Origin of the sequence: Achromobacter arsenitoxydans SY8 (assembly GCF_000236785.1) — a bacterium.
Classification (GTDB): Bacteria; Pseudomonadota; Gammaproteobacteria; order Burkholderiales; family Burkholderiaceae_B; genus Achromobacter; species Achromobacter arsenitoxydans.
The window spans coordinates 1-12379 of the sequence record NZ_AGUF01000060.1; the positions used below are offsets into that span (position 1 = coordinate 1).

Here is a 12379-nt window from a genome sequence, read left to right on the forward strand (position 1 = left end):
GAAGCTGCGCTTGGGCGTGAGGGTGGGCAGCGGCTGGGCAGGTTCGGGCGACTGGACGCGCGAACCGGTCGCCGATCCTGGCGACTGCGCGTGCGCGGCGCCCGCTGCGGCAGCGGCCAATGCCGCGGCCACAAGCACGCGGGAGAAGCTGTCGATTCGAGGGCGAATGGAACTCTGGCGCATGGCTTTCCTGAAAAATCGAAGTCAGCAGGGATCGTACCGCGACCGGCAGCCGAAATCGAACCGCCCCGGGGACGCGCCGGTCCGCGCTATCCCGCGCGCGGCGCGAAATCGGCGGGCGGCGCGCGCAGCACCCGCCGGCACAGCACGATCGCGACCAGGCTGAACAGCGCGAAGCCGCCCATCTGGCCCAGCATCACGCCCTGGGGCCCGCCATAGTGCGCACCCAGCCAGACGAAGGGCACTGTGCCCACCGTGGCGCGCAGCCAGCCGATGACGGTGGAATACGTGGCGTATCCCAGGTTATTGAAGACGGAGATGGACACGAAGAACAGGCTGTTCAGCGCCCACGCGAAGCTGCCATATCGGCAGAAGAAAATGACCAGGTCGCGGCCGGGCCCGGTCACCTGGAAGAGGTCCGGCATCCACGGCGCCAGCACCGCCAGCACCGCCGCCGCCGAAAAGCCGTACAGCAGCGCCCAGCGCATGGTCAGGGCCGCGGTCTGCTGCACGCGGTCCCATTGGCCCGCGCCCAGGTTCTGGCCCAATATTGGCCCGATGGCGCCGGGCAGTACGAAGAACAGCGAATAGGCCAGCTGCAGCAGCCGGTCCACCACCGTCGCGCCCGCCAGCACGCTGGGACCGAAGCTGGAATACGTGGACACGGTGAAGATCACCGACGCGGGCGTGGCCAGCGTGGTCAGCGCCGCAGGCAAAGCGATGTTTCCGATTGCGGCCAGGTGTTCGCGCAGGTCCCGCCTGGCCGGCCAAGCCACCAGCCGATGCTTGCGGAACACTAGCCAGCCTCCTAGCGCCAACGTGGCCACGCGCCCCACCCCGCCGGCCCAGGCGATGCCCTCCATGCCGCCGTCCAGCACGAAGATGACCAAGGGGTCCAGCACGGCGACGGTCGCCGTCCCCGCCAGCAGCACCCACATGGATTGGCGGCCCTGGCCCGCCGCGCGCAGCAGGTTCGACAGCATCATGCCCACCCCCATGACCACGGTGAACGGCGTCGTGATGAGAACATACGACAGCAGGTGCCCGCGCACGTCCTCGGCCAGCCCGATCGCCGCAGTGAACGGACCGATGGCCGCCAGAAACAGCGCGCCGGACGCCGCCGCGGCTGCCGCCATCAGGATCAGCGACGCCCCGGCCAGCGTCCTGGCGCGCGCCGCATCCTGCGCGCCCAGCGCGCGCGACACCAGGGCCGCGCCGCCCACCGTCACGCCGATGCAGATCGACGTGATGGTGAATTGCGTCATGGAACCGAAGCCCACCGCGCCCAGCACGGCCTCGTCCTGGAGCGTGCCCAGGTACAGCAGCGACAGGAACTCCACGGCGAACACGGCCAGCATGCTCGCCCAGCCGGTCAGGATCATTTCCAGCACATGGCCGCCCAGGGGGCCAGACACGAAGCGGGCGTGTTGCGCGGGCGCGTTCAAGGCAGGGGTGTCTATTGCGCGGCGGGCGGCGTCTCCCGCAACTGCCGCAGCCGTTCGATGGACAGTTCGTAGCCCTGTGCGGCGGCGGCCTCGTGCCAGCGCAGCGCTTCCTTCATGTCCGAGAATTCCATGATGGTTCCCTGCATGTACTGGGCGCTCGGGTTGCCGCGCTTGGCATCGGCCAGCAGCGCCCGGTCGGCCTCGCGGTCAAGACGCGGCGATTCGCCGTAGATATGAACGTCTTCGCCCACGGGCGTGCCGCCCAGGTCGCGCAGCGAGCGCGGGGTCCGGTCAAACAGCTGACGCCAGAATAAGGCCGTCAGGGCCACGAACAGCGCGAAGAACAGGGTCCAGATGAAAAGTCGCTTGGCGGTCATGCTGCAGTTTCTCTTTAGCGTAAAACGCGGGCGAGCCCGCGGGATTCAGGGATGGTCGGCCGCGGGGGCAAACCAGTATTGGGCCTGACTGCTGTCGTTGGTGTACCAGGGCAGCAGCATGCCGATGGTGTCGGATTCGCGCTGGACGGTCACCAGCAGGCCGCCCGACTCCTTGCGCAGGATCGCGACGTGGCGCCGCACGCCCGTCGATTCGTGCTGCCGCCAGTCATGGCGCACGCTGACCCACAGCCGGCCCTGCGTGCAGCCGGCCTCGCGGCGGAGCGCGTCGCCGGGCCGCCGCAAGCTCTCGTCCTCCGGAGCCCCATCCGCGGCGGCCAGCAGCGGCAGGCGCCCGGCGGCGCGCGCCCCTTGGCCGTCCAGCGCCAGCACATCCCATCCGTCGGCGGCCCGGGAAAAGGCGACGGTGGCGGCCGGCGAAGAGCGCCATGCCGGCTCGGACGTGGCGCGCAGGCCCGGCAGGTCCAGCGGATATAAAAGAAAGTCGTGCAGGTCCTTGAGCAGCGCGGCCTGCGGGTCGCCTTCGCGGCGCTCGCCCTGGGCGCGGTAGACGCCGGCAAGGTCCGGGCATTGCGCCAAATCCGACGGCAGCGCCACCAGCGTCCCGTCCTTGAATGGGGGCCACTTCACGGAGACCTCGTCCACCCGCGACACGCCGCAGGCGGCCAGCGCAGCGCACGCCAGCGCGGCCGCGGCATAGCGGATAGCGCGCCCCGCGCGCGGCGCCTCTGGAATCATGGCTGTTTCTCCCGTTGCAGGCCGCGCCGCCCCCGCGCGCGCAGCCTGGCGACGAACTATATCCGAATCCCGCGATTGCGTTGCCAAGCGCCGGGACGCGGAGAATAATCAGCACATCGCCCCCGTCTCCCGCGCCATGACTCCCTTCCGAGGCAAACTCCGCATCCGGCACCTGGAAATCGTGCTGACCGTCGCCGAACTGGGCAACCTGTCCAAGGCGGCGGCCCAGCTGCACAGCACGCAATCGGGGCTGTCCCGCGCCATCGCCGAAATCGAGGAACTGGTGGGCGCGCGGCTGTTCGAGCGCACTGCCAAGGGCACCACCTGCACCCCGCTGGGCGAAGCCATGTGCCGCCATGCGCGCCAGCTGCTTACCGGCTTTCGCAAAGCCGAGGTCGATCTGGCCGCGGTGTCGCGCGGCGATGAAGGCAGCTTGGCCGTGGGCTGCTTTTCGATGTTCGCGGGCTGGCCGCTGGCCGAGGCAGCGCGCGCCTACCGCCAGGCCTATCCGCGCGTCACGCTCACCATCGAGATCGGCTCGCACGAACGGCTGATCGAAGACCTGGACGCCGGCGCGCTGGACGTGCTGATCAGCCGCTTCACGTCCGCCGTCAATCCGCAGATCTATCGGTCTACCACCTTGCTCGAAGATCCCGTGGTGCTGGCCTGCGCCACGCACCATCCGCTGGCCGGACTGCCCGGCGCGACGCTGGCCGATTACGTCGCCTACCCCTGGATCACCGCGCTGCCCGGCAGCCGCATTCGCGGCGAACTCGAAAACTCCCTGCGCCAGGCCGGCCTGCCGATTCCGGATATGATCGGCGCCCTGTCGCTGGAGTTCGGCCGCGAAATGCTGCTGGGCGGACAGTACCTGTGGATGCTGCCCGGCAGCGTCGCGGCCGTGCGCCAGGCGCGCGGCGAACTCGCCATCCTGCCCGCCCGGCCCGCGCTGCGCAGATCGCCCCTTGCCGCGATCTGGCGCCGCGACCGTCCCAGCACCCGGCAGGCGCGCGCCTTCGCGGACCACCTTGAACAAACCATCCAGGCGGACGGGATCGCCCTGGCCGCCTGAACCCGCAACACCTGAAGAATCGGAGCACCCATGTACGACTGGCTCAACGCATTGCCCAAAGCGGAACTGCACCTGCACCTGGAGGGTTCGCTCGAACCCGAGCTGCTGTTCCGGCTGGCTCAGCGCAACGGCGTCGCCCTGCCGTGGCCCGACATTGATGCCCTGCGCGGCGCCTACAACTATCACAACCTGCAGGAATTCCTGGACCTCTACTACATGGGCGCGGATGTGCTGCGCACCGAGCGGGACTTCTACGACCTGACCTGGGCCTATCTGCAAAAGTGCCGCGAGCAGAACGTGGTGCACACGGAACCCTTCTTCGATCCGCAGACCCACACCGACCGCGGCGTGCCGTTCGAGGTCGTGGTGAACGGCATCAGCCAGGCGCTGGAAGACGGCCGCAAGCAGCTGGGCGTAACCAGCGGCCTGATTCTCAGCTTTCTGCGCCATCTTCCTGAAGAACAGGCGATGCGCACCCTGGAGGCCGCGCTGCCCTACCGCGATGCGTTCATCGCCGTGGGCCTGGACAGCAGCGAACAGGGCTTTCCGCCACGCCTGTTCCAGCGCGTGTTCGACCGCGCGCGCGCCGAAGGCCTGCCCGCCGTGGCCCATGCGGGCGAGGAAGGCCCGCCCGAATACATCTGGGAGGCGCTGGACCTGTTGAAGGTGCTGCGCATCGACCACGGCGTGCGCGCCGCCGAAGACCCCGAACTGATCGCGCGCCTGATCGACGAACAGATCCCGCTGACCGTCTGTCCGCTGTCCAACACCCGCCTGCGCGTGTTCGACCACATGCGCGACCACAACATCCTGTCGCTGTTGGACGCGGGTGTGAAGGTCACCGTCAATTCCGACGACCCGGCGTACTTCGGCGGCTACGTCAACGAGAACTTCCACGCGCTCTACGAGCACCTGGGCATGTCGCAGGCGCAGGCGCAGGCCCTGGCGGACAACAGCCTGGACGCGCGCATCGCAAAGTAGGCCTGCCTGCCCGTTGATCGCGGCCATGCGCGTTGCGCATGGCTTCGTTCAAAACCGGAATGCCCGGCGCGCCCCAATCCTCCCTACCATAGTCTGCGTCCGGCGGCCGCTGCGTCCGCCGCGGCCGGACGGCAGACAACGATACAAGGGGCAGGACATGAGTGAACGCGTGAAGGCGGCCCTGCGGGCCGGCACGCTGACCGGCGTGCGCGACGGCGGCGTGTGCCGCTACAGCGCCATACCCTATGCGCAGGCGCCTATGGGCAGCCTGCGCTTCGCGCCGCCGGAACCCGCGGCGTGGCGCGGCGAACTCGACGCGACGCGGCCGGGCCCGGTCGCGCCGCAACTGCCGTCGCGCCTGCGCGGCGCCATGGGCGACTTCAGCGCCGACCAATCCGAAGACTGCCTGCACCTGACCGTATGGACGCCCGCGGCCGACGGCAAGCAGCGTCCGGTCGTGGTGTGGCTGCACGGCGGCGCCTGGCAAAGCGGCGGCGGCGCGCTGGACTGGTACGACGGCGCCCGCCTCGCGCAGTGCGGCGACATCGTGGTCGTGGCCGTCAACTACCGGCTGGCCGCCCTGGGCTGGCTGTACGTTCCCGGACAGGCGGCCAACGCCGGCCTGCTCGACCAGGAGGCCGCGATCGACTGGGTGCTGGACAACATCCAGGACCTGGGCGGCGATCCTGAACGGATCACGGTCATGGGGCAGTCCGCCGGCGCGTCATCTATCTGCGCCATGCTGGCGCGCAAGCCGCGCTTTTCTCGCGCCATTCTGCAGAGCGCCGCGTTGGGCCGGGGCTTTCGCACCGCGCAGCAGGCCGACACGCTGGGCCAGGCCTTTCTGCAGGCGGCCGGGGCCGACTCGCTTCAGGCCGCCCGCCGACTGCCCGTGACCGCGCTGCTGGCCGCCCAGCAGGCGCCCGAGGTGATGCAGGCCCTGCGCGCGGAAGGCAGCAGCCGCAGCCTCTTTGCCCCCGTGCTCGACGGCCAGGTGCTGCCGAACGACATCGCGCCCGCGATGCTGAAGGCAGCGGGCCGCGCCGATGTGCTGGTCTGCTACACGCGCGACGAGATGGCCGCTTTTCCCGACCATGGCACCGGCGCCGCCAGCCAGGAGATGGGCGACTCGGTGTTCGGCGCGCCGTCGCGCCTGTGGGCCAGGCAGGCCATCGCCCAAGGCCGCGACGCCTGGCTTGCGCGATTCGACGTGACGCCGACCGACCGCTTCGGGGCCTGCCACTGCATCGAGCTGCCGTTCGTGTTCGACACCTTGCAGGCGTTTGCCGGCGCGCCCATGCTGGCCGGCCTGCCGCCCGCGCAGGGCGAACAGCTTGCGCGGCAGACGCAGCGGGCGTGGATCTCGTTCATCCGGGGAGACGGCCCAGACTGGCCCGCCGCGCCGCACATGCAGATCCTGGCCTGAGCCGTTAATGCGCGCCCTCGCGCGCGCCGGCGCGCACGGACCTGCCGTGCGCGACCGCACACCAACAATACAAGGGGAATTCCATGTTCAAGCAAACCGCAATCGCCTTGGCGCTGCTGATGCCGCTGGCCGCCACCGCCGCCTTTCCCGACAAGCCGGTCAAGATCATCGTATCCAACCCGCCAGGCGGTCCGGTGGACGTGATGTTGCGCGTGCTGGCCAGCAAGCTCGGCGCCGCCTGGGGCCAGCCCGTGGTGGTGGAAAACAAGCCGGGCGCGTCGGGCATCATCAGCACCGGCGCGCTGGTCAAATCCGCGCCCGACGGCTATACGCTGGGCATGGTGGTGGCGTCGTCGGTCACCATCGTGCCCTTCGCGGTGGACAGCCTGCCGTTCGATACGCAGAAAGACCTGCAGCCCATTTCGCTGGTGGCGCGCACGCCTTTCATCTTCATCGTGCCCAAGGACAGTCCGCTCAAGACCTGGGAGGACTTCGTGCGCGAGAGCCGCGCGCGCAACCTGAGCGTGGGCTCGTTCTCCATCGGCACCGCCTTTCACCTGGTCTGGGAGCAGACGGCGCGGCGCGCGGGCATCAAGGCGCTGTACGTGCCCTCGTCGTCGTCCGGCAAAACGCAGAACGACCTGATCGGCGGCCAGCTGGACGTGGGCCTGGACGCGCCGTCCAGCTCCAAGGGCCTGATCGACAGCGGCCGCCTGCGCGCCCTGGCGATCACCAGCCCGCAACGCTTCGGCGGCCTGCCCGCCACGCCCACGCTAAAGGAGTCCGGCCTGGACTATGCCCCGCAGCCGTGGATCGGACTGATGGGGCCGGCGGGCATGCCCCAGGATCGCGTGGCGCTGATCCAGAAATCCGTCTCGGACATCCTCAAGGATCCGGCGATGAAGGCGCAGATGGAGACGCTGGGCATGATCCCGATCGGCAGCTCGCCGGAGGAGCTGGCGGCCACCATCGAGGCGGACCGCGCCGAGATGGGACCGCTGATCAAGGAGCTGGGCATCAAGTTGCAATAGCGCGCTTCGGCGTCTCGGCGGCCGGCCCTGTTGCGGCGCCGGCCGCAGCTTAAATTCCACGCAAAGTAAGCGCAGGAAACAGCAACGACGCGGCCCGGGCGCTCGGGTAAGATCCTCATCAATAACAGGTTAACAACCAAGAGGAGGAGACATGCCCCAACGTAAATTCCTGTTCCGCCTGGCGCCGCTGGCCCTGGCCGCCCATCTGGCCATGTCCGGCGCGGCCGCCGCGCAAGGCGCGCCCGGCACCCAAGGCGCGGTGCAGCCCGCGGCGGACCCGGCCCTGGCCGCGCAGATCGACCAGCGCGCCAAGGCCATCGAAGACAAGCTCATCGCTTGGCGCCGCGACATCCACCAGCATCCCGAACTCGGCAACCAGGAACACCGCACGTCCAAGCTGGTGGCGGACCACCTGCGCGCCCTGGGCATGGACGTGAAGACGGGCGTCGCGGGCACCGGCGTGGTGGCCGTGCTCAAGGGCGGCAAGCCAGGCCCCGTGGTGGCGCTGCGCGCCGACATGGACGCCCTGCCGGTGAAGGAACAGGTGGACGTGCCGTTCGCGTCCAAGGCCAAGGGCACGTACCTGGGCAAGGAAGTGGACGTGATGCACGCCTGCGGCCACGACACCCACACGGCCATCCTGATGGCGACGGCCGAAGTGCTGGCCGGCATGAAGGACCAGTTGCCCGGCACCGTGAAATTCATCTTCCAGCCGGCCGAGGAAAGCCCCGCGGATTTCGAACCCTACGGCAAGAAGATCTGGGGCGCCAAGATGATGGTCCAGGAAGGCGTGCTGGACAACCCCAAGGTGGACGCCATCTTCGGCCTGCACGTGTCCAGCGCCTATCCGGCGGGCTGGCTGGCATGGCGCGGCGGCCCGGCCATGGCCGCCGCCGACCAGTTCTGGATCGACGTCACCGGCAAGCAGACCCACGGCGCACGTCCCTGGTCTGGCATTGATCCCATTGTGGTCAGTTCGCAGATCATTCTGGGCCTGCAGACCATCCCCAGCCGCCAGATCAACAGCATGCTGGAACCCGCGGTGATCACGGTGGGCGCCATCCACGGCGGCAACCGCATGAACATCGTGCCGGACAGCGTCGCCATGACGGGCACCATCCGCACCTACGACGAAGGCATGAAGAAGGACATCCACCAGCGCATCGCCCGCACCGCCGACATGATCGCGCAGAGCGCGGGCGCCAAGGCCGACGTGCGGGTGGTGGAGCTCTATAACGCCACCGTCAATCCGCCGGCGCTAGCCGAGCAAATGGGCCCCACGCTGCGCCGCGTCGCGGGCGAAGGCAACTACGGCCTGCAGCCCAAGTCCACGGCGTCCGAGGACTTTTCCTTCTACCAGGAAAAAGTGCCCGGCATGTTCTTCTACCTGGGCGTAACGCCCAAGGGCACGGACGTCGACAAGGCTGCCCCCAACCATTCGCCGCGCTTCTACGTCGACGAATCGGGTCTGATCAACGGCGTGCGCGCGCTGTCGAATCTGACCCTCGACTACATGGCAAAGGCGCAGAAAGGCGGCTAGATCCACAGCCCCGCCGCGCCGTGCGGCGGGCTGTGGGCGCGGATCCGCTTCCAGGCTTCGGGTGAAATCCGGATCGTGGAACGCTACGACGGCCAGGAATTCGCGCTGGCGTAAAAGCCGTCGTGGTACGAGACTACACCCCGCGCCGGCTGCGTGAACACCAAGGCCATGAAGTACTCGGGCGGCACGCCGGGATACGTCAGCGCGGGTTCCTGCGCAAAGCCAAAGCGCCTGTAATAGCCCGGCTCTCCCATCACCACGCAACCCGCCGCGCCCATCGCCTTGAGCCGCGACAGGCCGTCGCGGATCAGCGCTGCGCCGATGCCGCGGCCCTGACGCGCCGGCGCCACGGACACCGGTCCCAATCCATACCAGCCCGGCGTTCCATCGCTGACCGCAACGGGCGAGAACGCGACATGCCCGGCCACGTCGCCATCCACGCGCGCCACCAGCGACAAGGCCAGCGCGCCCCCCGCGCGCAGCGCATCAATGATGTAGCCCTCGGTCTGCTGGCTGTGGGGATGGTTCTGGAACGCCGCCTGCGTCACGGCGAAAATGGCGTCGCGGTCATCGGGCGTTTCGGGGCAGATCTGCATGGGCGGGTTCCGGGCGGCGTCTTGCGGGTGCACCCAGTGTAGCCGCGGCCCTGCGGGCATTCCGCATTGACGCGTGGGCATGCGCTGGCTACAGTGGCCGGCAGCTTGCGCGGCGCCATCGCCGCGCCGCTTTTCCGAACCGCCCGCACGGCTTGCGCGTGCCCAACCTTCCGGATTCCCATGAACAGCTACCGTGTCGGCATCGCCGGCTTCGGCGCCATCGGCCAAGCCGTGGCGCAATCCCTGGACGCCGGCCTGCCCGGCCTGACGCTCGCCGCGGTTGCGGTGCGCGACCCCAACGCGCCACCCGCATTCGCCTGGACCAACGGCGCGCCCAAATTCACCACCATCGGCGAACTGGCCGAGCATTGCGACGTGGTCGTCGAATGCGCGCCCGCGGCCGTGTTCCGCGACATCGCAGAACCCGTGCTGCGCGCCGGCAAGAAAATGGTGGTGCTCAGTTCCGGCGCACTGTTGCGCCACGAAGACCTGATCGACGTGGCCCGCCAGCATGGCGGCCAGATCGTGGTGCCGTCGGGCGCCATCCTGGGGCTGGACGCCATCACCGCGGCCGCCGAAGGCGTCATCCATTCGGTCACCATGATCACCCGCAAGCCGGTGCGCGGCCTGCTGGGCGCGCCTTACCTCACTGACAACAACATCGACATCGAAGGCATCACCGAACCGCGCCTGATCTTCCGCGGATCGCCGCGCGAAGCCGCGGTCGGTTTCCCGGCCAACCTCAATGTGGCGGTCAGCGTGTCGCTGGCCGGCATCGGCCCCGACCGCACCACGTTGGAAATCTGGGCAGATCCTTCGCTCGAACGCAATCTGCACCGCGTCGAAGTCGTGTCCGATTCGGCCTCGTTCTCGATGGAAATCCAGAACATCCCGTCGGCCAATCCCAAGACCGGCCGCATTACGGCGCAAAGCGTGGTGGCGGCGCTGCGCAAGATGAGCGGGCCGCTGCGCGTCGGCACCTGAATCCGCACAGGGCCGCCATGCGCGGTCCGCCGGGCGGCCCTGCGCGGGGCCGAGTTCCGGCCGAAGCCGCGCTACGCGGCTTCGCGCCGCAGCGGATCCGCACGGCGCCCCGCCCCCATTGGCCCCATCTTCCACCCGCCCGCGCCGTCCAGGTCCAGGCGGTGCGTATGGAACGCATCCAGCGTGCTGCGGTGGCCCACGCTGACCAGCATGCTGTCCGGCAAGGCGTCGCGCAACAGGCTATAGAGCATGTGCTCCAGGCCCTCGTCCGTAGCCGAGGTCGCCTCATCCAGGAATACGACCGCAGGCCGGTTGTACAGCACGCGCGCGAACGCGACGCGCTGCTGCTCTCCCAGCGACAGCACGCGCGACCAGTCCTGCACCTCGTCCAGCCTGCCGGCCAGATGGCCCAGGTTCACCTGGCGTAGCGCGTCGGCCAGCCGCGCATCTTCCTCCGGCTGCGCCAGACCCGGATAGGCCACCGCGCCGCGCAGGTCGCCCAGGGGCAGATACGGGCGCTGCGACAAGAACAATGCCGCATCGCCCAGCGGACGCCGCACGGCGCCGTCGGCATACGGCCACAGGCCCGCCAGCGCGCGTAGCAGGGTTGTCTTGCCGCTGCCCGAAGGACCCTTGATCAGCAGCGCCTGCCCCGGGAGCAAGCGCAGGTTCAGATCACACAGCAGCCGCGCGCCATCCGGCCGCGACACGCTCAGGCCCGCGATATCCAGGCCGCGAGCCCCGGCTTCGGTTTGCACGGAGGGCAAGGCGCGCGCGGCTTCGTTGGCGTCCAGGAAGCCGTTCAGGCGATCCAGCGTGGCGCGGTACTGCGCAAAGGCGTCATAAGAGCTGCGGAAGAACGACAGCGAATCCTGCACCTGCCCGAAGGCCTGCGAGGTCTGCATGACGTCGCCCAGCTTGATCGCGCCGCTGAAAAATCGCGGCGCTTGCAGGATGAACGGGAACACCACCGCGATCTGGCTGACCGACAGGTTGAACCCGTCGAACTTCAGGCCCCGGTACACGCGCGCCCACAAGTTGGCGATGTAGGCCGTGAACCGCGTCCACAAGGTGGCGCGCTCTACCTCTTCGCCTCGGTAGAACGCCACGTTCTCGGCATTTTCGCGCAGGCGCACCAGCGCATAGCGGAAGTTCGCCGTCAGGCGTTCGGACAGGAAATTCAACTTGATCAGCGGCCGCCCGATCTTGAACGCCAGCCACGTCGCGACGATGACGTATAGGTAGACCATAAACACCATGGCGCGGGGAATCTCAACGCCGCCGACCGCCAGCGGGCCAGACAGGCCCCACAGGATGATGGTGAACGCCACCAGCGACACGATCGCGCTGAGCGCGCCGATGGCCAGCGTGCGCGACCCGGTCACGAATTGGGCAATGTCCTGTTCGATGCGCTGGTCGGGGTTGTCGACCGGCTCCTGCAGAAAATGGCCGCGGTAATAGGCTCCCGCCCCCAGCCAGTCGCGCGTCAGGCGCTCGTTGAGCCACACGCGCCAATGGATGTCGAAGGCCTGGCCCGCGTAGCTGTCGGCCAGGCTGCGCACCACATGCACCGTGGCCAGCACCGCGAAGATTCCCAGGAAACGCCAGAACGCCGTCTGGTCCAGTGCCTGCAGCGAACTGTAAAAGCCGTTGTACCAGAACGAAAACAGCACGGTCATGCGCACCGCGAACATCGCCAGGAACAGCAGCAGGGCCAGCGTGAGCAACGGCCGCCAGCTGCGGCGGGGCGTCAGGTACGGCCACGCCAGCCGCCAGAACTTGCGCCCCCAGTCGGTGCAGCGGGCCAGCACGAAGGCGGCCAGGGCCATCGCCAAGGCGGACAGGGCGAATGCGCGCGCCATCCAGAGGGCGCTTTCCGCAAGCTGCTGCTGCCAATTCAGATCCATGGGCCGGGAACCTCGCAAAGACGTTCCTGGTTAGACGGGACGGCAACCCCAAGTTCCGGCGAAAAACGGCCCTTAAGCCTGGCT

At 68.6% G+C, this 12379-nt stretch carries 11 protein-coding genes and 1 pseudogene; 6 read left to right on the plus strand and 6 right to left on the minus strand.

Annotated elements, in window-relative coordinates; all coding sequences use genetic code 11:
• From KYC_RS19350 to KYC_RS19365, 4 genes and pseudogenes are all read right to left on the minus strand, one after another.
• A pseudogene (locus KYC_RS19350) lies at positions 1-183 on the minus strand (lytic murein transglycosylase); the annotation flags it as partial.
• An 86-nt stretch (positions 184-269) separates the two neighbouring features.
• Entirely contained in the window at positions 270-1595 is a 1326-nt protein-coding gene (locus KYC_RS19355; protein WP_238531963.1) for an MATE family efflux transporter, read from the minus strand.
• A gap of 41 nt (positions 1596-1636) precedes the next feature.
• On the minus strand, positions 1637-2002 hold the full coding sequence (locus KYC_RS19360) for a hypothetical protein (RefSeq protein ID WP_008165491.1): 366 nt from the start codon (positions 2000-2002) through the stop codon (positions 1637-1639).
• Positions 2003-2047: 45 nt separating this feature from the next.
• Positions 2048-2758 carry a hypothetical protein gene (locus KYC_RS19365; protein ID WP_008165493.1) on the minus strand — a complete coding sequence of 237 codons (711 nt, stop codon included), beginning with the start codon at positions 2756-2758 and terminating at the stop codon, positions 2048-2050.
• 136 nt (positions 2759-2894) lie between these two features.
• Between KYC_RS19365 and KYC_RS19370 the strand changes: the two genes are divergently transcribed.
• The 5 genes from KYC_RS19370 to KYC_RS19390 all read left to right on the plus strand — a co-directional run bounded on the left by KYC_RS19370 (position 2895) and on the right by KYC_RS19390 (position 8808).
• Positions 2895-3830, plus strand: coding sequence for a LysR family transcriptional regulator (locus KYC_RS19370; protein ID WP_008165496.1), 936 nt, complete (start codon positions 2895-2897; stop codon positions 3828-3830).
• Between the two features lie 30 nt (positions 3831-3860).
• Positions 3861-4811: an adenosine deaminase gene (locus KYC_RS19375; protein ID WP_008165497.1), complete on the plus strand. Its 951-nt coding sequence runs from the start codon at positions 3861-3863 to the stop codon at positions 4809-4811.
• 157 nt (positions 4812-4968) lie between these two features.
• Positions 4969-6237 (plus strand): carboxylesterase/lipase family protein, encoded by a 1269-nt coding sequence (locus KYC_RS19380; RefSeq protein WP_008165499.1) that lies wholly within the window; start codon positions 4969-4971, stop codon positions 6235-6237.
• A gap of 83 nt (positions 6238-6320) precedes the next feature.
• On the plus strand, positions 6321-7268 hold the full coding sequence (locus KYC_RS19385; RefSeq protein ID WP_008165500.1) for a Bug family tripartite tricarboxylate transporter substrate binding protein: 948 nt from the start codon (positions 6321-6323) through the stop codon (positions 7266-7268).
• Positions 7269-7419: 151 nt separating this feature from the next.
• Entirely contained in the window at positions 7420-8808 is a 1389-nt protein-coding gene (locus KYC_RS19390) for an amidohydrolase (RefSeq protein ID WP_008165503.1), read from the plus strand.
• A gap of 83 nt (positions 8809-8891) precedes the next feature.
• On the opposite strand, the gene KYC_RS19395 is transcribed toward KYC_RS19390, so the two are convergent.
• Positions 8892-9404 (minus strand): GNAT family N-acetyltransferase, encoded by a 513-nt coding sequence (locus KYC_RS19395; RefSeq protein ID WP_008165505.1) that lies wholly within the window; start codon positions 9402-9404, stop codon positions 8892-8894.
• Between the two features lie 180 nt (positions 9405-9584).
• Between KYC_RS19395 and KYC_RS19400 the strand changes: the two genes are divergently transcribed.
• Positions 9585-10388, plus strand: coding sequence for an aspartate dehydrogenase (locus tag KYC_RS19400; protein ID WP_008165506.1), 804 nt, complete (start codon positions 9585-9587; stop codon positions 10386-10388).
• A 71-nt stretch (positions 10389-10459) separates the two neighbouring features.
• Here the strand turns inward: KYC_RS19400 and KYC_RS19405 are convergent, their stop codons facing one another.
• The gene (locus KYC_RS19405) at positions 10460-12295 is read right to left on the minus strand and encodes an ABC transporter ATP-binding protein/permease (protein ID WP_008165508.1); all 1836 of its coding nucleotides are present in this window, start codon (positions 12293-12295) and stop codon (positions 10460-10462) included.
• Positions 12296-12379: the final 84 nt, after the last annotated feature.